Source organism: Actinoplanes sp. L3-i22, assembly GCF_019704555.1.
Taxonomy (GTDB): Bacteria; Actinomycetota; Actinomycetes; order Mycobacteriales; family Micromonosporaceae; genus Actinoplanes.
Genome location: NZ_AP024745.1, coordinates 8,944,994 through 8,962,648, shown reverse-complemented (window position 1 = coordinate 8,962,648; position 17,655 = coordinate 8,944,994). Strand labels below are relative to the sequence as shown.

At 70.7% G+C, this 17,655-nt stretch carries 12 protein-coding genes and 22 tRNA genes; 29 read left to right on the top strand and 5 right to left on the bottom strand.

Annotated features, from left to right (window positions below):
* Positions 1–188: 188 nt before the first annotated feature.
* The gene (locus tag L3i22_RS40285) at positions 189–749 is read right to left on the bottom strand and encodes a TetR/AcrR family transcriptional regulator (protein WP_221322695.1); all 561 of its coding nucleotides are present in this window, start codon (positions 747–749) and stop codon (positions 189–191) included.
* A gap of 74 nt (positions 750–823) precedes the next feature.
* On the opposite strand from L3i22_RS40285, the gene L3i22_RS40280 reads away from it, so the two are divergent.
* From L3i22_RS40280 to L3i22_RS40165, 24 genes are all read left to right on the top strand, one after another.
* Positions 824–2,260 carry an MFS transporter gene (locus L3i22_RS40280; RefSeq protein WP_221322694.1) on the top strand — a complete coding sequence of 479 codons (1,437 nt, stop codon included), beginning with the start codon at positions 824–826 and terminating at the stop codon, positions 2,258–2,260.
* Positions 2,261–2,812: 552 nt separating this feature from the next.
* A tRNA-Trp gene (locus L3i22_RS40275) sits at positions 2,813–2,884 on the top strand.
* A gap of 98 nt (positions 2,885–2,982) precedes the next feature.
* Positions 2,983–3,055 (top strand) — tRNA-Arg (locus tag L3i22_RS40270).
* A gap of 44 nt (positions 3,056–3,099) precedes the next feature.
* A tRNA-Glu gene (locus L3i22_RS40265) sits at positions 3,100–3,174 on the top strand.
* Positions 3,175–3,178: 4 nt separating this feature from the next.
* Positions 3,179–3,251: transfer RNA gene (locus tag L3i22_RS40260), tRNA-Gly, on the top strand.
* Between the two features lie 18 nt (positions 3,252–3,269).
* A tRNA-Gln gene (locus L3i22_RS40255) sits at positions 3,270–3,343 on the top strand.
* A gap of 12 nt (positions 3,344–3,355) precedes the next feature.
* Positions 3,356–3,428 (top strand) — tRNA-Thr (locus tag L3i22_RS40250).
* 19 nt (positions 3,429–3,447) lie between these two features.
* Positions 3,448–3,521, top strand: a tRNA-Leu gene (locus tag L3i22_RS40245).
* 11 nt (positions 3,522–3,532) lie between these two features.
* A tRNA-Ala gene (locus tag L3i22_RS40240) sits at positions 3,533–3,606 on the top strand.
* A gap of 67 nt (positions 3,607–3,673) precedes the next feature.
* Positions 3,674–3,745, top strand: a tRNA-Asp gene (locus L3i22_RS40235).
* 4 nt (positions 3,746–3,749) lie between these two features.
* Positions 3,750–3,842 (top strand) — tRNA-Ser (locus L3i22_RS40230).
* A gap of 6 nt (positions 3,843–3,848) precedes the next feature.
* A tRNA-Ile gene (locus tag L3i22_RS40225) sits at positions 3,849–3,922 on the top strand.
* Positions 3,923–3,926: 4 nt separating this feature from the next.
* A tRNA-Pro gene (locus tag L3i22_RS40220) sits at positions 3,927–4,001 on the top strand.
* Between the two features lie 40 nt (positions 4,002–4,041).
* A tRNA-Pro gene (locus tag L3i22_RS40215) sits at positions 4,042–4,116 on the top strand.
* A gap of 11 nt (positions 4,117–4,127) precedes the next feature.
* Positions 4,128–4,216 (top strand) — tRNA-Ser (locus tag L3i22_RS40210).
* Positions 4,217–4,221: 5 nt separating this feature from the next.
* Positions 4,222–4,294: transfer RNA gene (locus L3i22_RS40205), tRNA-Lys, on the top strand.
* 2 nt (positions 4,295–4,296) lie between these two features.
* Positions 4,297–4,375: transfer RNA gene (locus tag L3i22_RS40200), tRNA-Met, on the top strand.
* Positions 4,376–4,447: transfer RNA gene (locus L3i22_RS40195), tRNA-Val, on the top strand.
* Positions 4,448–4,452: 5 nt separating this feature from the next.
* Positions 4,453–4,527 (top strand) — tRNA-Glu (locus L3i22_RS40190).
* 41 nt (positions 4,528–4,568) lie between these two features.
* Positions 4,569–4,653, top strand: a tRNA-Ser gene (locus tag L3i22_RS40185).
* Between the two features lie 40 nt (positions 4,654–4,693).
* Positions 4,694–4,765: transfer RNA gene (locus L3i22_RS40180), tRNA-Val, on the top strand.
* Positions 4,766–4,767: 2 nt separating this feature from the next.
* Positions 4,768–4,840: transfer RNA gene (locus L3i22_RS40175), tRNA-His, on the top strand.
* A gap of 180 nt (positions 4,841–5,020) precedes the next feature.
* Positions 5,021–5,093, top strand: a tRNA-Arg gene (locus L3i22_RS40170).
* Between the two features lie 284 nt (positions 5,094–5,377).
* Entirely contained in the window at positions 5,378–5,800 is a 423-nt protein-coding gene (locus L3i22_RS40165) for a hypothetical protein (protein WP_221322693.1), read from the top strand.
* A gap of 296 nt (positions 5,801–6,096) precedes the next feature.
* Here the strand turns inward: L3i22_RS40165 and L3i22_RS40160 are convergent, their stop codons facing one another.
* Together L3i22_RS40160 and L3i22_RS40155 are read right to left on the bottom strand one after the other, a co-directional pair.
* Complete coding sequence (locus tag L3i22_RS40160) at positions 6,097–6,771, bottom strand: response regulator transcription factor (protein WP_221322692.1); 675 nt, start codon at positions 6,769–6,771, stop codon at positions 6,097–6,099.
* On the bottom strand, positions 6,690–7,868 hold the full coding sequence (locus L3i22_RS40155; RefSeq protein WP_221322691.1) for a sensor histidine kinase: 1,179 nt from the start codon (positions 7,866–7,868) through the stop codon (positions 6,690–6,692). The genes L3i22_RS40160 and L3i22_RS40155 overlap by 82 nt, the downstream gene beginning before the upstream one ends.
* Before the next feature lie 196 nt (positions 7,869–8,064).
* Here L3i22_RS40155 and L3i22_RS40150 point away from each other — a divergent pair, with 196 nt between their 5' ends.
* The gene (locus tag L3i22_RS40150; RefSeq protein ID WP_221322690.1) at positions 8,065–9,048 is read left to right on the top strand and encodes a hypothetical protein; all 984 of its coding nucleotides are present in this window, start codon (positions 8,065–8,067) and stop codon (positions 9,046–9,048) included.
* Positions 9,049–9,104: 56 nt separating this feature from the next.
* Here the strand turns inward: L3i22_RS40150 and fusA are convergent, their stop codons facing one another.
* Complete coding sequence (fusA, locus tag L3i22_RS40145; RefSeq protein ID WP_221322689.1) at positions 9,105–11,015, bottom strand: elongation factor G; 1,911 nt, start codon at positions 11,013–11,015, stop codon at positions 9,105–9,107.
* A 244-nt stretch (positions 11,016–11,259) separates the two neighbouring features.
* On the opposite strand from fusA, the gene L3i22_RS40140 reads away from it, so the two are divergent.
* From L3i22_RS40140 to L3i22_RS40130, 3 genes are all read left to right on the top strand, one after another.
* A complete protein-coding gene (locus tag L3i22_RS40140) occupies positions 11,260–11,874 on the top strand; it encodes a CPBP family intramembrane glutamic endopeptidase (protein ID WP_221322688.1) in 615 nt (204 codons plus the stop codon).
* Positions 11,875–12,796: 922 nt separating this feature from the next.
* The gene (locus tag L3i22_RS40135; RefSeq protein ID WP_221322687.1) at positions 12,797–13,402 is read left to right on the top strand and encodes a response regulator transcription factor; all 606 of its coding nucleotides are present in this window, start codon (positions 12,797–12,799) and stop codon (positions 13,400–13,402) included.
* A gap of 271 nt (positions 13,403–13,673) precedes the next feature.
* A complete protein-coding gene (locus L3i22_RS40130; RefSeq protein ID WP_221322686.1) occupies positions 13,674–14,237 on the top strand; it encodes a VanZ family protein in 564 nt (187 codons plus the stop codon).
* Here the strand turns inward: L3i22_RS40130 and L3i22_RS40125 are convergent.
* Positions 14,170–15,294, bottom strand: a complete 1,125-nt coding sequence (locus tag L3i22_RS40125; protein WP_255657530.1) for a glycosyltransferase — start codon at positions 15,292–15,294, stop codon at positions 14,170–14,172. The two genes, L3i22_RS40130 and L3i22_RS40125, sit on opposite strands and share 68 nt — an antisense overlap.
* Positions 15,295–15,694: 400 nt before the next feature.
* Here L3i22_RS40125 and L3i22_RS40120 point away from each other — a divergent pair, with 400 nt between their 5' ends.
* Positions 15,695–17,635: a nucleoside-diphosphate sugar epimerase/dehydratase gene (locus L3i22_RS40120; protein WP_221322684.1), complete on the top strand. Its 1,941-nt coding sequence runs from the start codon at positions 15,695–15,697 to the stop codon at positions 17,633–17,635.
* Positions 17,636–17,655: the final 20 nt, after the last annotated feature.

Here is a 17,655-nt window from a genome sequence, read left to right as displayed (position 1 = left end):
ACACCGCTGAGGATCAGCCGGGATCGCCGGCGTCGCGGTCGCAGCTGCGGTCCGCGTCGGGCGGCTCGGCTCGGCTGGGTCGGGACAGGGCATGTGCCGGGCTGCGGTCTGCAGCGGCCGGCTCGATCGGACCCGGGGCACTTGTCGGGCCGCGGGCAGCAGGCTGCGGCGGGCGGTCGCCCGGGTGTTCAGCCGCGGTTGCGGATGCCGTCCAGGGCGAAATCCAGCACCCGGGCGCGCTGCTCCTCGTCCACGAACGTGCCGGAGACCAGGCCGGAGATCATGCGCAGGACGTCGTCGAAGCTGGCTTCCGGGCGGACCTCGCCGGCCGCGCGCGCCCGGTCCATCAGCGGCTCCCCGGCCGCGTACATGGTGACGCGGCACGACTTGAACAGCTCCGACTCGCGGTTCAGCGCGTCGACCACGGCGCGCTTGGTCACCACGTACTGCACGAAGCGGTCCAGCCAGGTCCGCAGCGCCTCCCACGGCGGCTGGTCGGCGACGGCGAGCGCGGCCGCGCTGAGCTGGTTGATCTCCTCGACGTAGACGGCCTCGAACAGGTCGCGCCGGGTCGGGAAGTTCCGGTAGAGCGTGCCGATGCCCACGCCGGCCCGCCGGGCGATCTCTTCGAGCGAGGCGTCCGTGCTGCTCTCGGCGAAGATGTCGCGGGCGGCGGCGAGCAGCGCGTCGTAGTTGCGCCGCGCGTCGGCCCGCTGGGGGCGTCGCGCCGCGACCGGCACGTCAGGCATCGAGACCCTCCTCACATCACCCGCACCGGTAATCCAGTTGCTAACCGGAGGGGGTCCTCCACTAATCTGGAGGCATGCCTCGACTTTACCAGGCGACCCCGCGTGTCACCTTTACGGTGCTGGCCGCAGCGGCCGCCGCGTTCGCCCTCATGCAGTCACTGGTCACCCCGGTGCTGCCGACCATCCAGCAGGACCTGCACACCACCCCCGGCACGGTCACCTGGGTGCTGACCGCCTGGTTGCTGGCCGCCTCGGTGGCCACCCCGCTGATGGGCCGGATCGCCGACATGATCGGCAAGGACCGCACGCTGCTGGTCGCGCTCGGCGCCATCGCGCTGGGCTGCCTGCTCGCCGCGATCGCCCCGAACGTGACCGTGCTCATCGCGGCCCGCGTCGTGCAGGGCCTCGGCGCCGCAGTCTTCCCGGTCTCGTTCGGCATCATCCGGGACGTCTACCCGCCGCACCGGGTCTCCTCGGCGATCGGCATCCTGGCCGCGGTCATCGCCAGCGGCAGTGGGCTCGGCATCGTCCTGGCCGGCCCGATCGTCGGCTGGCTGGACTGGCGCTGGCTGTTCTGGATCCCGATGATCGCCGTCACCCTGGTCGCCGTCGCGGCCTGGCGGGTGATCCCGGCGTCCCCCACGGGCGCCCGCGGGCGGATCAACTGGTTCTCCGCGGTGCTGCTCGCCGGCTGGCTGGTCGCTCTGCTGCTGCCGCTGAGCAAGGGCGCGACCTGGGGCTGGGCCTCCGGCCGTACGCTAATCCTGTTTGCTCTTGCCCTGATCTTCTTCGCCGGCTGGATGGCGACCGAGCTGCGCTCCGCCGAGCCGCTGATCGACATGCGGATGATGCGCCTGCCGGCGGTCTGGACGACCAACCTGGTGTCGCTGCTGTTCGGCGCCGCGATGTTCGGCGTCTTCGCGTTCCTGCCGCAGCTCATGCAGGTCCCGGCGAGCACCGGCTACGGCTTCGGCGCCAGCGTGACCACCGCCGGCCTGCTGATGCTGCCGATGATGGCGACGATGGCGGTGTTCGGCTCGATCAGCGGCCCGCTCACCCGCTGGGTCAGCAACAAGGCGCAGCTCCTGATCGGTGCCGGGCTCGGCACGCTGGCCGCGCTCACCCTCGCGCTCAGCCACGACAGCCGGGCCGTCGTCGCGGTCACCGGTGGCGTCTTCGGCATCGGGCTCGGGCTGCTCTACTCCTCGATGATCAACCTGATCGTGCAGGCCGTGCCGATGCACCAGACCGGCGTGGCGAGCGGGATGAACACCAACATCCGGACGATCGGCGCCTCGATCGGCACCGCGGTGGTCAGCTCGGTGGTGACCGGGCACGTCGGCCCGCAGGGGCTGCCCGCCGAGTCCGGCTACACCGAGGCGTTCCTGCTGCTCGCGGTCGCCAGCGCGCTGGCCTTCCTGGTCGCGCTGCTGGTCCCGGCCGGGCGCCGGACGACGGCCGTCCCCGCGACGCCCGCGGTGCTGCCGGAGCTCACCCCGGTCGAGGTCTGAGCTCCGGGATCCACGAGAAATTGAAGACGCCGGGCCCCGGGCAGCGGGGCCCGGCGTCTGCTCCATCCACGGTCACGGCCGCATGCGGCCATGACCGTGCCGCTTTTTCGTGCGCCCCTCCGGGGTGAAGTTAGGGTAGCCTAACTTCACCCCGGACGCATAGGGGGCGGCGGCAGCGGGTCCGGTCCGGCCCGGTCGGCCGGTGAACTCGATCAATTTCAGATTCGGCGATTAATTGCGTTGCCGGTCTTGGCACGACGGCTTAACGTAGTCATCACAAGCGAGCCGGGCGGGCCGAAAGGCCGGGCGGCGAAACGATCAGGGAAGGGGTGAAGATCATGCGGTGGCAAACCTCCAGCAAGCCGCAGCGCGAGACGCTGCGAGCCGAGGGCGTCGCGGCGCGATCGGGTCAGCCCCGGATGAGTCTGATCATGGATCTGCCGGTTCACCGTGAACCGAAGAGTGGTCCGGAGTGGTGGCGAGGCTAGCAATTCCGCTAGCGTCGGTCAGCCGCCCTCCCGATCCGGGACCGGGCGGTTTTTCTTTTCCCCTACGGGTGTAGCTCAACGGTAGAGCAACAGCCTCCAAAACTGTTGGTTGCGGGTTCGAATCCTGCTGCCCGTGCTTCGTCATGCTCTTTGACAACTCCACAGTGGATGACACATATCTTGATGTTCCGGCCGTCGGCAGCACTGCCGCCGGCGGCCGGCGAACACCATCATGTCTCCGTAGCTCAGCGGAAAGAGCACCAGGCTACGAACCTGGGGGTCGGGAGTTCAAATCTCTCCGGGGACACGTCACATCAAAATCAAAACCATTATTGGGTACGTCGTGAGCAGCGCCCGTGAGGCTGCGGAAGGTTAGACCACCGGACTCTCAATCCGGAAGACCGGGTTCGACCCCCGGACGGGCGACGATGTGGTTGTAGCTCAGCGGGAAGAGCGCCGCCTCGCCATGGCGGAGGTCCCGGGTTCAAATCCCGGTAACCACTCTGAATTTACTCATGTGATGCGGGCTGGTGCAATTCGGCAGCATATCCGGCTCTGAACCGGAAGGTTGGAGGTTCGAATCCTCCGCCCGCAGCGACGTCATCATGCCGGTGGAGCACGACTGGTCGTGCACTCGTTTCGTAATCGAGAGGCAGCGGGTTCGAGTCCCGCCTCCGGCTCTGCACCATTGTTTGTCCCGCCCGGGTAGCCCAACGGCAGGAGGCACACCGCTCAGAACGGTGGAAGTGCGCGTTCGAATCGCGCTCCGGGTACGTACGTCCAAGGGCTCGTAGCTCATTCTGGTAGAGCGCCGCTCTCGCACAGCGGAGGCGGCCGGTTCGAATCCGGCCGGGTCCACGTTGCCTTGTCAGCACATGCTGCCTGGTCAGCCTGTTAGCGCAGTTTGCCTTGTCAGCTCAGTTTTGCCTTGTTAGCTCAGTGGAAGAGCAAGCGCCTGTCGAGCGCGAGGTCGCCGGTTCGATCCCGGCACAGGGCGCCTCGGAGAGTTGGCCGAGTCCGGTCTAAGGCGGCGGATTGCTAATCCGCAGTGGGGGCTCCGGCCCCCACCGAGAGTTCGAATCTCTCACTCTCCGCAACGTGTCGCCGTAGCTCAGTCGGTTGGAGCGCCGCCCTGATAAGGCGGAGGCCGGTGGTTCGAGCCCACCCGGCGACACTCTCGGGATGTGGCGCAGCTTGGTCAGCGCACCGGTCTTGGGTACCGGGGGCCGTGGGTTCGAATCCCGCCATCCCGACGTTTCATGCAGTCGGTCGTGGTTTTTGGTTTTTGTGCAACGGGTCGTGGCGCAGCTTGGTCAGCGCGCTCGCTTCGGGAGCGAGAGGACGCCGGTTCGAATCCGGCCGATCCGACGTAGTTCTGTGGAAACGCCAGCCGATGGGTGCCGGCCGCCGCTTCGAAAGCGGTTGGAGGCAGAGATGCCTCGTGCGCGTTCGAATCGCGCCGTTTCCGTCTACGCGCCGCTAGCTCAATGGGTAGAGCAGCTGCCTCTTAAGCAGCGGGTTCGGGGTTCGAGTCCCTGGCGGCGCACGTGCAGGGTGGAGGAGTTCGGTCGTCCTCGCCGGTCTCATAAGCCGGAAATCGTGGGTTCGAATCCCGCCCCTGCTCCCAGTCTCGGTAGCTCAGGGGGAGAGCGCCGCCATGACAAGGCGGAGGCCGCTGGTTCGACACCAGCTCGAGGCACGCATGGCGCGGTGGACGAATAGGGAGAGTCACCTGGTTTTCACCCAGGGCATGTGCGGGTTCGAATCCCGTCCGCGCTGCTTACGGCGTACGTCGCAATCGGTTTGGGGTTTTTTGTCTTGGAGGAGCCGGCCTGGCTTCGGAATCGCCGCTGGAATCGGCGTGGGCCCGGGAGGGTCCCGTGGGTTCGAATCCCACCTCCTCCGCGGTGCGCTTTCCCTCGCGGACGGCGTCGTGGATTTTCCCGCCCGGATAGCTCAGCGGGAGAGCGCCCCGGTCACAGCGGGGAGGTCCCAGGTTCGATCCCTGGTTCGGGCACGGTGCTGGTAGCTCAGCGGTAGAGCACCGGACTGTGGATCCGGAAGGCGCTCGGTTCGAATCCGGCCCGGCACCCTTTTTGGCACGTGGCCCGTCGTCTCGGGGGCGAACGGTTCGCGTGCTGGTTTTCCTGCTTTCTGGAGGCGCGTACTGCGCTTCTTCCGGTGGCGCGTTCTGCCGAAAGGCCGCGCCGCCCGCGTTCCCGGATTTCAGCCGGGGACGTTTGCGCGCCCGCTTTCATACGGGCGCGCACCCGCCTTCGTAGCTCAGTGGAGAGAGCACGGCGTTCCGAGCGCCGGGGTCGCTGGTTCGAGTCCAGCCGGGGGCACGATATGTGGCATCCACTGTGGGGTCATCGCAGGCGGGCCGGCGCCCGCCCGCCCCTCATAAGGGTGGCTTGCCCGGTTCGACACCGGGGCCTGCGACGTGGCTTTGTCCGGTTCGGGATCGGGCCTGTGGCGTGGCTTGCCGGGTTCGGTGCCGGGCCTGTGATGTGGCTTGTCAGGTTCGGGAGTGGGGCCTGTGATGTGGCTTGTCCGGCTCGGCGCTCGGGCCTGTGACCGTGAAAATCTGGCCCGTTCGCGGGTGCGATCCGGTCGTACATTGGATCGCATGGAGCTGCACTGGTGGTCGATCGAGGTATTCGACGGGCCGCGGTCCTCCGCCGCCCGCTGGCAGGATTCATTCGGCAACGCGCTGGTCGAGGCCGCCGTGACGCACGGGGCCTATGACTGGGAGTGGCATCGCCATTCGTGGGGTGTGCTCTTCGAGATCGCGTTCCGCGCCGACGAGCGTTTCGCGGAGTTCCACGCGCTTCCCGCGGTCCGGGCCGCGCTGGACGCGGTGCCTGATCCGATCAACGGGCTGCTGGTCTATCCGGGGCGCGGCGGCAGCTCGGGCCGGGTCCACCCCCGCCGCCCGCTGCCGAAATCCGGCGCCGGCGCGGCGCCGCTCCCGGTCGAGCCTGCCCGCACGGAGCTCCACCTCGGCCCCACCGAGCCGCCGGTGACAACAGCCGGAGTCACCGCCGCCTGACCTCCCGGCCGCCGCGCTCCTCAGAGGCCGCTTGATCTCCCGGCCGTCCCGCTCCTCCGAGACCGGTCCGCCCTCGCGCGGCGTGCGGTCGGCCTTCGTGCGGCGCGCGGTCCGTTTTCGCGGCGCGCGGTTCGCCTTCGCGCGGCGCGCGGTTCGCCTTCGCGCGGCGCGCGGCGCGCGGTTCGCCTTCGTGCAGCGCCCTGCCCGCCCTCGCCCGGATGCGGGCCCGCCTTTGCCCGGCCTGCACCCGGGCGGTGCCCGGCCCGGGCGCTCGCGTGCTGGTCGGGTGGCGGTGGTCAGGAGGCGATGCCGTTGCGGAAGGCGTAGGTGACGGCCTGCGCTCGGTCGCGGACCCGGATCTTCGCGAACAGGTGGTTCACGTGGGTCTTCACCGTGGACTCGGAGACGTGCAGGTGCGTGGCGATCTCCCCGTTCGACAGGCCGTTGCCGATCAGGCGCAGCACGTCCAACTCCCGATCGGTCAGCCCGTCCGGAGCCGGACCACCCCCGGCGGGCGACGACGCGGGCCGGTCGGGGAGCCAGCCGAGCAGCCGGCGCTGGACGGACGGATCCAGGTCGGCGTGGCCGGCGGCGACCCGGCGCAGGGCGCGTTCCACCTCCTCGGCGCCGGCGTCCTTCGTCAGGTAGCCGCGGGCGCCGGCCCGCAGCGCGTCGAACACGTCGGTGTCGTCGGCGAACGTGGTCAGCACGACCACCTGGGTGCGCGGATGCTCGGCCCGGATCCGGCGGGTGGCGGTCACCCCGTCGCAGTTCGGCATGCGCAGGTCCATCAGCACGACGTCCGGATCGCACGCGGCGACGGCGGCGACCGCCTCGTTGCCGTCGGCGGCCAGCCGCACCACGTCGACGCCGCCGACCAGCGAGAGCATCAGCTGGATGCCGTCGCGGACCATGCGCTGATCGTCGGCGACGACGACGCGGAGGGGCCGCTCCTGGGCAGCGTCAGACATATCCGGTATCCCTTTCCGTCCGGTCCGGTGAGCAGGTCGGCGCCGATCAGCGCCGCGCGTTCGCGCATGCCGGTGAGGCCGTAGCCGCCGCCGGGTGGCTCGACCGGCGGGGTCGTCGCGCCGGAGTCCCGCACCTCCACCCGCAGAGCGTCCTCCGCGTAGGCGACGGTCACCGTGACGGTCGCGCCGGGAGCATATTTCCGGGCGTTGGTCAGGCCCTCCTGGACGGCGCGTTCCACGGTGAGGGCGGCCGGCGGGGGCAGCGGCCACGGCGTGCCGGACTCCGCATATCTCGCGTCGGCGTCGCCGGCCAGCGCGCGCAGGACCTCGGTCAGTGGCCGGGCGTCGCCGCGTAGCGACTGCACGGCCCGGCGGGTCTGCTCCAGGCCGTCCCGCGCCATCCGCTGCGCGATCACGATGCGCTCCCGCACGTCCGCGGGGTCGGCGCCGCGGTCGAGCAGCAGGCGGGCACCCTCCAACTGGACGGACTGGGCGGAGAGGGTGTGCGCCAGGATGTCGTGGATCTCCCGGGCGATCCGCTGCCGCTCGGCGAGCCGGTCCCGTTCGGCGCCGGACTCGCGGGCCGACTGCTCGGCGTCGAGGAGCTGCTCGGCGGTGACCGCGCGGTTCCGCGCGCCGCTCACCACCACGGCGACGACCAGGGCGGCCCCGCAGATCGCGGCCATCAGCGGGACGTCCCGGTCGTCGCCGCGGGCCAGGGGCGCGAGGCAGGTGGCGACGACGACCGTGCCGGCGAAGATCAGCCCGGCCCGGGCCGGGAGCCGGGCCAGCCCGGCGATGATCGCGACGCCGCAGGCCAGCCAGCCGGGTGCGCGACCGTCCACGGCGAGCAGGGTGACCCCGCCGGCGGCGAACAGGGCCAGGCCGATCAGGCGCTGGACCCACTGCTCGGGGCCGTGGCGCAAGCCGTACGCCGAGCCGCACAGACTGATTGTCAGGGCGCCCACCGCGAGCAGACGGTGCTCCGGCGCGGCGAGCGCAACGGTGGCGGCGGCCAGCACGACGAGCGTGATGGCACGCCCGGCGTTCAGGGCCCACGCCCACTCGGGGCCGATGCGATGCGGAGTCTCGGACACACGCACACCGTACTTTCCAGGGCAGCCGCCGGCGTCGGACCGAGGTCTGAACCCCGGCGTCCACCCAGGGGTGTACAAGATCGTCCATTGTCGACCCCAGGGATGAAGGCGAAGTTCAGACCTCGGTCCGACGCGCGGCCCGCCGGCCGGATCTAGCGTTTGCCGCATCGATCCGCTCGCCGAAAGGACCACGCTGATGCGACGCCGAACGCCGGTCTTCGCGCTCTTCTTCCTCGCCCCGCTGGTCGGCGAGTTCTTCCTCGGCGACTTCGCACTCAACCTGCTGCCGTTGATCATCGTCTTCGCCCCGATGTACGGCGGTGCGGCGGTGCTGATCCGCGAGGTGGCCCGGCGCACCGGCCGGGGCTGGCCGACGATGATCATGCTGGGGCTCGCCTACGGCGTGCTGGAGGAGGGGTTGGTCACCCAGTCCCTGGTCAACAAGGACTATCTGGACCAGCATCTGCTCGATCCGGGCTATATTCCGGCTCTCGGCACCGCCGCGCCTTGGGTGATCTTCGTGGCCACGTTGCACATGGTGTGGAGCATCAGCGTGCCGATCGCGCTGGTCGAGCAGGGCAGCTCGCGGCGGACCGAGCCGTGGCTGGGCCGGCTCGGCGTGACGGTGGCCGCGGTACTGATGCTGGCCGGTGGGTTCGCGATGTGGAACAGCACGCGGACCGACCCGAGTCTGAGCCACGGCTTCCTGGAGTCGCCGAAGCAGGCGCTCGTCATCACGGCCGTCGCGCTGGTGCTGATCGTGGTCGCGTTCCTGCTGCCCAGGCCGGCCGGCGGCCGGCCGGGAGCGGTGCCGAGCCCGTGGGTGGTGTTCGCCACCGGGATCGCCGGCGGGGCGATCTTCATGAGCGTGACGATGTCGTGGCTGCCGACCTGGGCCGGGGTCACCGCGATGCTGGTGGCGATCGCCGGGACGTTCACGCTCGTCGGCGTCTGGTCGCGGCGGGCGGCGTGGGGCCCGTGGCATCGGTACGCGATCGTGGCGGGGGCGCTGCTCACCTACTCGTGGCACACCTTCTTCATGCACAGTGCGACCGGCCTGCTCGACCTGGCCAGTCACATCGTCTACGCCCTCGCGGCGCTGGGGATCCTCTGGTACGTCGCCCGGCGGATGCGTGCCATGACGCCGGCTCACCCGGCCGAGCTCGAGGCCGTCGGATGAGCCGGACGGGGGAGACGGGTCCCGGTGCGCGGGACGCACCGGGACCCGTCGACAGCTCACGCCGCCGGGCGGTAACCGGCCGGGCGGGTGGTGAACGTGCCGCGCCCGTGGGTACGGCTGAGCAACCGTGTCGCATAGCCGAACAACTCGGCCAGCGGCACGAGCGCGGTCACCGTCCGTACCGCCGAATCGGTGACCTGGCCGCGCCGGGCCGCGAGGTCGCCGAGGACCGCGCCCAGCGTCTCCGCCGGGGCACTGACCGTGACCTCCGCGACCGGCTCGAGCACGTCGATCGCGCAGGCGCGGAGCGCCGCGCGCAGGCCCAGCTTGCCGGCGGTCCGGAACGCCAGCTCGGACGAGTCCTTCGGGTGGGTCTGCCCGTCGGTGAGCGTGACCCGCAGGCCGACCACCGGGTGACCGCCGAGCGGGCCCGTGGCGAGCGCCTCCCGGCAGCCCGCCTCGACCGCCCGGATGTACTCGGCCGGAACCCGCCCGCCGGTCACCGCGGACCGGAAGGTGAAGCCCTCGCCGGGCGCGACGTCCAGCACGACGTGCGCGAACTGGCCGGCGCCACCGTCCTGCTTCACGTGCCGGTAAAGCAGGCCGGTCACACCGCTCCGGACGGTCTCCCGGTAGGCCACCTGCGGGCGCCCGGTCGTGACGGTCAGGCCGGTGCGCTGCCGGAGCTTCTCCACCGCGACCTCCAGATGCAGCTCACCCAGACCGGACAGCAGGGTCTGGCCGGTCTCCGCGTCGACGCGGACGGACAACGACGGGTCCTCCTCGGCCAACGCGGCCAGCGCCTGCGGCAGGCGCTGCGCGTCGAGCCGCGTGCGGGCCTCGACAGCGACCGAGACCAGCGGTTCGGTGATCCGCGGCGCCTCCAGCGTGACCGGGCGCGCCCGGGTGGAGAACGTGGCCCCCACCTGGGCGGACTTCACCCCGGCGACGGCGACGATGTCCCCGGCCACGGCCCGGTCGATCTCGGTGTGCCGGTCGGCCTGGACCCGCAGGATGCGGGCGATTCTTTCGGTACGGCCCGAGCCCGCGTCCCACACGGTGTCTCCTTTCGCGATCGCGCCGTCGTAGAGGCGGAGGTAGGTGAGCCGGCCGGTCCTCGTGGTGTGCACCTTGAAGACCAGGGCGGCCAGATCGTTCTCCGCGTCGCCGGTGGGCGCCGGGAGGTAATCGACGATGGCGTCGAGCAGGGGCTCGATGCCCTTGTTGCGGTAGGCGGAGCCGCAGAGGACGACCGTCGCCTCGCCGCCGGCGGTGAGGTCCCGGAGCGCCGTCCGCAGGGTGTCGTCGGAAATGCCGCCCAACTCCTCCAACGCGGCCGGGTGCATGGCGGCGACCTGCTCTTCGAGAGCGCGGCGTGCGGCACGAGTCTCCACCGAGGTGTCCGATTCCTCGGACATGACCCCGTCAACCCACGTCATCGTCCGCATGCGGACCAGGTCGACCACACCGCGGAAGGAGCCCTCGCTGCCGATCGGCAACTGGACGACCAGCGGGACGACGTCGAGCTTCTCCCGGATGGACTCCACCACCGCCGGCAGCGACGCACCCGCGCGGTCCAGCTTGTTGACGAACGCGATCCGCGGCACGCCGTAGCGATCCGCCGCCCGCCACACCGCCTCGGACTGCGGCTCGACCCCGGCCACCCCGTCGAACACGGCGACCGCGCCGTCCAGCACGCGCAGCGACCGCTCCACCTCGTCGGAGAAGTCGACGTGGCCGGGCGTGTCGATCAGGTTGAGCCGGTGACCGGCCCAGTCGCAGCTGACGGCCGCGGCGAAGATGGTGATCCCACGGTCGCGCTCCTGTGGATCGAAGTCGGTGACGGTCGTACCGTCGTGCACCTCGCCCTTTTTGTGGGTCATGCCGGTAGCGAAGAGAATGCGCTCGGTGAGTGTGGTCTTGCCGGCGTCGACGTGGGCGAGAATGCCGAGATTGCGGACACGCATGATGGTTCGTTCTTTCGATTCCGATCGGTCGTGGACGTGCGCCCACCCGGCCGCCGGCGAGAGAACTACCAGGCGGTCAGGGACGTCCAGCCCCGGTGGCGCGGCCGGGACCGGGCACACCAGACACGAGGATCAGGTCGAATCGCGACACGGGGGTCCACATGATCGGGTCCCCCTTTCCTGTCGTGGTCGCGTCGAAATTACCCGGCGGGCGCAATGGCGTCGACCGATTTACGGTGAGGCGGTGGGCGTCCTCATCGCGGTTCTGGCGATCATCGTCGCGGTCCGGATCTGGGCGCGGTTCGGTCCGGGCTGGGCCCAGCCCATCACCGGGCCTGCGGCCGCGGCGCTGCTCATCGCGGTCTCCGGCCTCACCTCGAGCCAGGCGGGGCTCAGGCTTTCCGGCTTGGGGTACGGCCTGGGTGGAGTCGCCGTCGTCGCGATCGGGTACGCCGTCGCGGTCCGGGTTCCGGCTGCTCGTCGGCTCTTTCGGGTGTCCTACCCCCGTCCGTGGTTCACCGCTCTGGTGTCGGTTCCGCTGGCCACGGTCGTCTTTGAGGAGGTCGCGTTTCGCGGTGTGCTGTGGGGGCTGATCGACCGTGATCACGGTCCGATCTGGGCGACCGGCGTGACCGCGGTGCTCTTCGGGCTCTGGCATCTCGCCCCGGGGCGGCCGTGGACAGACGCGATCGTCACCGGGGTGGCCGGCGTGGTCCTCGGGCTGCTGCGGGCGGTCGGGGGCGGCCTGGTCGCTCCGGCGCTCGTGCACTGGGCCGCCGACGGGCTGGGCGTGCTGGCCGCGGCGCGCGTCTCCCGAGATGTTGATCAGTGGAAAGCGGCACCGTCGGGAGGGGGATAACGGGGCCGGGCTCGGCGCCGCCGTTCTCAAGATGCCGGGATCAGGGCCGTCGGCGCGCTCATATCGATCCTCGCCGCGACCGTGGCCAGCACCGCTGGGTCGCGCCGCGCTGCGCTGGGTCGCGCCGCGCCGCGCTGGGCCGCGCCGCGCTGGGCCGCGCCGCGCCGCGCTGGGCCGCGCCGCGCCGCGCTGGGCCGCGCCGCGCCGCGCTGGGCCGCGCCGCGCCGCGCTGGGCCGCGCCGCGCTGGGCCGCGCCGCGCTGGGCCGCGCTGGGCCGCGCCGCGCCGCGCTGGGTCGCGCCGCGCTGGGCCGCGCTGGGCCGCGCTGGGCCGCGCTGGGCCGCGCTGGGCCGCGCTGGGCCGCGCTGGGCCGGGCCGGGTGGGGTGGGTCTTGGGTGGTCTGGCTCTGCGGCTGGTTTTGTGGGGGTGGGGGATGGGGGGGTTTGGGGAGTGATCGATTGTTGGTGATCGGAATCGGTCGGGGGTGGTGGGGGAATTTGGGATTGGTTTGGGGATGTGAATGATATTGGGGATTGGGGGGTGGTTGGAATGTGAAAGTGAATGTCCGGAAAATGCGGAATTAGTGGGCTTTGGAGCTAATTTCCTGCGGGTAACCGGGGGGTGACTTGCACGTTTCGGTCGGTGGATTCGTTGATCTGGTGGACTTGACTCCGTCGAACGGCCGACAGAACGTGCGTACGGGGTTTCGGGCGGTTACGTTATCTACGTGCCTCGCGCTCGTCGGTGGTGGCACTAATGCGTTATGACCTGCGCTGTGTCGTGCCGTTAAAGATCTTTATCGGATCGACTTGTGCGGTACTCGCAGAATGGGCCACGAGTCATCTAAGAATTAGTGCGTCGAGGGTTCCAGACGGGGTCGGCGCCCGGCCTCGGGCCGGGCGCCCGTCGACGAGGGTGGTGTGATGATCCGGGTCCTGGTGGTGAGAGACGAGGGGTACTTCGGCGTCCCGGTGCGCACGTTCCTGGAGACCGAACCGGACATGCACTACGTCACCACGCTGCCGATCAACCCGGAGCTCGCCCAGCGTGCCGCTCAGCTCTGGCCCGCGGTGATCGTGATCGACACCGAGTACATGGTGAGTCAGGTCCTTCCGATGGCGGACGAGTTGCACACCGCGATTCCGTCCTGCGCGATGCTGCTGCTCTGTGATCCGTCGAAGCGGGGGATGCTGCCGCCCCGGCGGTGGAACGGGGGGCTGAACTTTCTGCTCAAGAGTGCCGCGTCGTCGTCGCTGGCGGAGTCCGTGCGCCGGCTCGCGGCGGGGGAGCGGGTGGTGTCGCCGATGCTGCAGGCCGCGTCGCTGAACACCGATCGGGGGCTGAGTACCCGGGAGTTGGAGGTGCTCGGGCTGGCCGCGGAGGGCGAGTCGGTGAAGGAGATCGCGGGTCGCCTTTACCTTTCCGGGGGTACCGTGCGGAATTACCTTTCCGCGGTGATCGCCAAGACCGGGGCCCGCAATCGCCTGGACGCCATTCGCATCGCGCGCAAAGAGGGCTGGCTCCGCTGACCCGGGGCCGGGAGGCGCGGCTGGGGGTTGGGGTGGCAGTCGGGTTGCGTGGGTCCTTTGAAACCGTGCCCACCCTCGGACGTCGCCCTGGAGGGTCTCGTGTTCTGGGCGCCCCGCGCCCTTGCGAGGCCCGGAAGGGTCCCCGCGGGAGCGACGATCTGTACCCCGGCGGACCGAGGCAATAAAGAATTTGATCTTGGTTTGGAGTGAGCACCGGATCTACCGGCGGATCATGGGAAGGCCGTGACGGGGTCGCGTAGCGTGGGTTTCGATGCGTGGTGAACAGTTCGAGGTGCCGGCGTTGCCGGTGCTGCTGCCGCTGGGTGGCATCCTGATGGTGCTGTCCTACCTCTGGCTGCGCCGCCGCGGGCAGCTCAGCACCCGCCGCCTGCTCGCCGTCTGGGCCCTGACCTGGTACGGGCTGGCCGTCCTCGGCGCGACGATGCTGCCGATGCACCTGGCCTGGGGGCCGGATGCCGGGCCGCCGGAGACCTATCGGATTCTGCTGATCCCGACGCTGAGCATGCGGCGGCGGGACTTCGTGCTGAACATGATGATGACGCTGCCGCTGGCCGCGCTGCTGCACGTGAATTTCGGCATCGCGGACAAGCTGCGGGTGGTGCGGATCGGGTTCCTGCTCAGTCTGTGCATCGAGATCACCCAGCTGGTGATGATTCTGACCGTGCACGGGAACCGCTGGGCGGATGTGAACGACCTGCTCTCGAACACCATCGGCACGATTTTCGGGTTCGTGGCGTGGCATCGGCTCATGCGTTCGGAGCGCGTCCGCAGCCTGGTGTTCGGAACGGCCCGGGAGCCGGCTCGGTCAGGGTGACCCGTTCGTAGACCTGCTCGACGGCGGCGGCCAGGTGGTCGGCGTCGTAGCGCAGGCCGGCGGTGCGGGCCGGCAGCCGGGCGCCGCGGCGTTCGGCGAAGCAGAGGGCTTCCGCGCGCAGGGTCCGGGGCAGTGACTCCCGGTCGTGCGGGGAGAGCCGGTGGGTGCCGCGGACCGGGAGCCGGGCGGCGGCCCGTTCCTCCAGCGGCGCGCACGCGGCGTAGACCGCGGGCAGGCCGGCCGCGATCGCCTCGAGCACCGCGAGCCCCCAGGTGTTCTGGTCGGGGGAGGCGAAGACGTCCATCGCGCAGAGCATCTCGCGCGGGTGCCGGACCGCGCCGGTGAACAGCACCCGGTCGGCGACGTCCTCGATGATCGCGAGCTGTTCCAGGGCGGGGCGGGCCGGGCCGTCGCCGACCAGCAGCAGGACCGCCGCGGGCACCTCGGCGATCGCGCGGATCAGCAGGTCGAAGCGTTTGGCCGGGGTGAGCCGGCCGGTCACGCCGATCACCGGTACGTCGTCGGCGACGCCGAGCCGGGCGCGGGCGGCGGTGCGCAGCGCGGGGTCGAAACGGTATTCGGACGGGTCGATGGCGCGCGGGATGGTGGCGATCCGCTCGTCCGGGACGCCCCAGCCGCGCAGCCGGTCGGCGACCGTGCTGGTGGCCGCGATCGTCATCTCGCCGAGCCGCTCGCTGAGCAGGTAGAGCGGGCCGAGCCGGGTGGCGCCGGGGCGGCCGAGGTGGTGTTCGGTGGCGACCACGTGCGGGACGCCGGCCAGCCGGGCGGCGATCCGGCCCTGCACGCACGCCCGGTACAGGTGGGTGTGGACCAGGTCGTAGTGGCCGCGGCGGATCAGGCGGCGCAGCCGGACGATCGCCGACAGGTCCCGGTCGCAGGCGGTGGTCAGCTCGTGCACCGGGGTCCCGCCGGCCTGGATGGCCCGGGCCTCGGTGCCGGGTGGGGAGAGCGTGACCACCTCGCTGTCGTGGGGCAGGCGGCGCAGCAGCAGCCGGAGCTGATGTTCGGCGCCGCCCTCCGCCGCAGTGCTGATCACGTGCAGCACCCTCATCGTCGTTCCCCCAGTCGCATAGTCGACAGAACGCTTGCGACGGCTCCTGCGGAAACGGTGCCCCAATGTCGGGTGAAGCGTAAGTCGCAGATGTCATATGTAATGTGATGATCCTTCACCATCAATATGACATGCTCCGCCGAATGGCTGTGATTGCCGGGCCGAATGGCGTCCGTAAATGGTGATCGAGGGCCCGTCCTGCGGAAATTCCAGAACATGAGCGGGATTCACGTAGCCCATGACAATTGCTACTGCAACAGCACCGCGACAACTGGAAGTCTGAAACTCGCGAATGGCTCGATATTCGATTTGTCTCCGGCCTGAAAGCGATTTCGCGGGCTGGCTCTGTTTCCCGCCGAGTGAGGATCCTACGAGGGGGAATCCCATGCGAACACACCCGGCCACGGACTCTGCTGCCGGCGAGTGGCCGAGCCGGGCGACGCCGTGGTTCCGCGCGGCGCTGCCCGGCCGAGCAGCCCGGGCCGGCGCCGACGCGCTGGCCCTGGCCACCGCCCTGCTCATCGCCACCCTGCTGCGCCACGACGGGCACCTGCAGTGGCTCAACGGACCCGGACTGGTCGAGCTGGCCCTGGTCGCCGCGCTGGTGCACACCGCCGCCGGCATCCAGTTCGGCCTCTACACCGGCCGCTGGTCCTACGGCTGCTTCGAGGAGATCCTGGCCCTGGCCAAGACCGCGGCGGTCACCACCCCGCTGGTGTTCGTGCTGGACACGCTGCTCGGCCGGCTGGTGCCGCGCTCGGCGATCATCGGGGCCGGCCTGATCGGGCTGGTGCTCGCGGCCGGCGTCCGGTACGCCGTGCGGCTGCTGCACGACCAGCGGCTGAGGCCGAGCCCCGAGCCCGGCAGCCGGGTCGTGGTGATGGGCGCCGGGGAGGGCGCCACCCAGGTGATCCGGGCGATGCTGCGGAGCCCGTCCAGCCCGTACGTGCCGGTCGCCCTGCTCGACGACGACCCGACCAAGCGCGCCCGGCAGGTGATGGGCGTGAAGGTGGCCGGCACCCGGCACGCGATGGCCGAGGTGGTGCGCCGCTTCCGGGCGGACACCGTGGTGATCGCGATCCCGAGCGCGGACGCCTCGCTGATCCGGTCGCTGACCGAGCTGGCCGCGCCGCTGAACGTGGACGTCAAGGTGGTGCCGCGGGTGGTCGAGCTGTTCGGGCGCACGGTCAGCGTCGAGGACATCCGGCCGGTCAGCCACGCCGACCTGCTCGGCCGCCGGGAGATCACCATCGACCTGGCCGCGGTCTCCGGTTATCTGCAGGGCCGGCGGGTGCTGGTCACCGGGGCCGGCGGCTCGATCGGCTCGGAGCTGTGCCGGCAGGTCGCCCGGTTCAACCCGGCCAGCCTGGTGATGCTCGACCGGGACGAGTCCGGCCTGCACGCGGTGCAGCTGTCGCTGGACGGCCGGGGCATGCTCGACGACCGCAACCTGGTCGTCGCCGACATCCGCGACCAGCAGCGGCTCGACGAGGTGTTCGCCGAGCACCGGCCGCACGTGGTGTTCCACGCCGCGGCGCTCAAGCACCTGCCGCTGCTGGAGATGCACCCGTCCGAGGCGCTCAAGACCAACATCATCGGCACGTACCAGATCCTGCAGACCGCGATCCGGCACAACGTCGACCGGCTGGTCAACATCTCCACCGACAAGGCCGCCGACCCGTGCAGCGTGCTCGGCTACTCCAAGCGGATCACCGAGCGGCTCACCGCGGCCGCCGACGCGGCCGCGCCCGGCACGTACACCAGCGTCCGGTTCGGCAACGTGCTCGGCAGCCGCGGCTCGGTGCTTACCGCGTTCGCCGCGCAGGTCGAGGCGGGCGGGCCGATCACGGTCACCGACCCCGAGGTCAACCGGTACTTCATGACCGTGCAGGAGGCGGTCCGGCTGGTCGTGCAGGCCGGCGCGCTGGAGAGCCACGGCGAGGTGCTGGTGCTGGACATGGGCGAGCCGGTGCGGATCGCCGACGTGGCCCGGCGGATCGCGGCGAGTGCCGGCCGGCACATCCAGATCGTCTACACCGGACTGCGGCCCGGCGAGAAGCTCGCCGAGGTGCTGCTCGGCCCGGACGAGCCGGATCACCGGCCGAACCATCCGCTGATCTCGCAGGCCCCGGTGCCGCCGCTGGACGGGGCGGTGCTCTCGCTGCTCGACCCGTCGTCGCCGCGCGAGGACCTGATCGCGGTGCTGCGCTGGCTCGCGGAGAGTCCCGCGCTGCCCGGCCGGATTCCGGCGCCGCAGCCGCGCCCCGGCGGCCGGGTCGGCAAGCGCCAGGCCGAGTTCACCATGCGCCTGGGCCGGCACCCATGACCCCTTCGGGCCGAAAACCA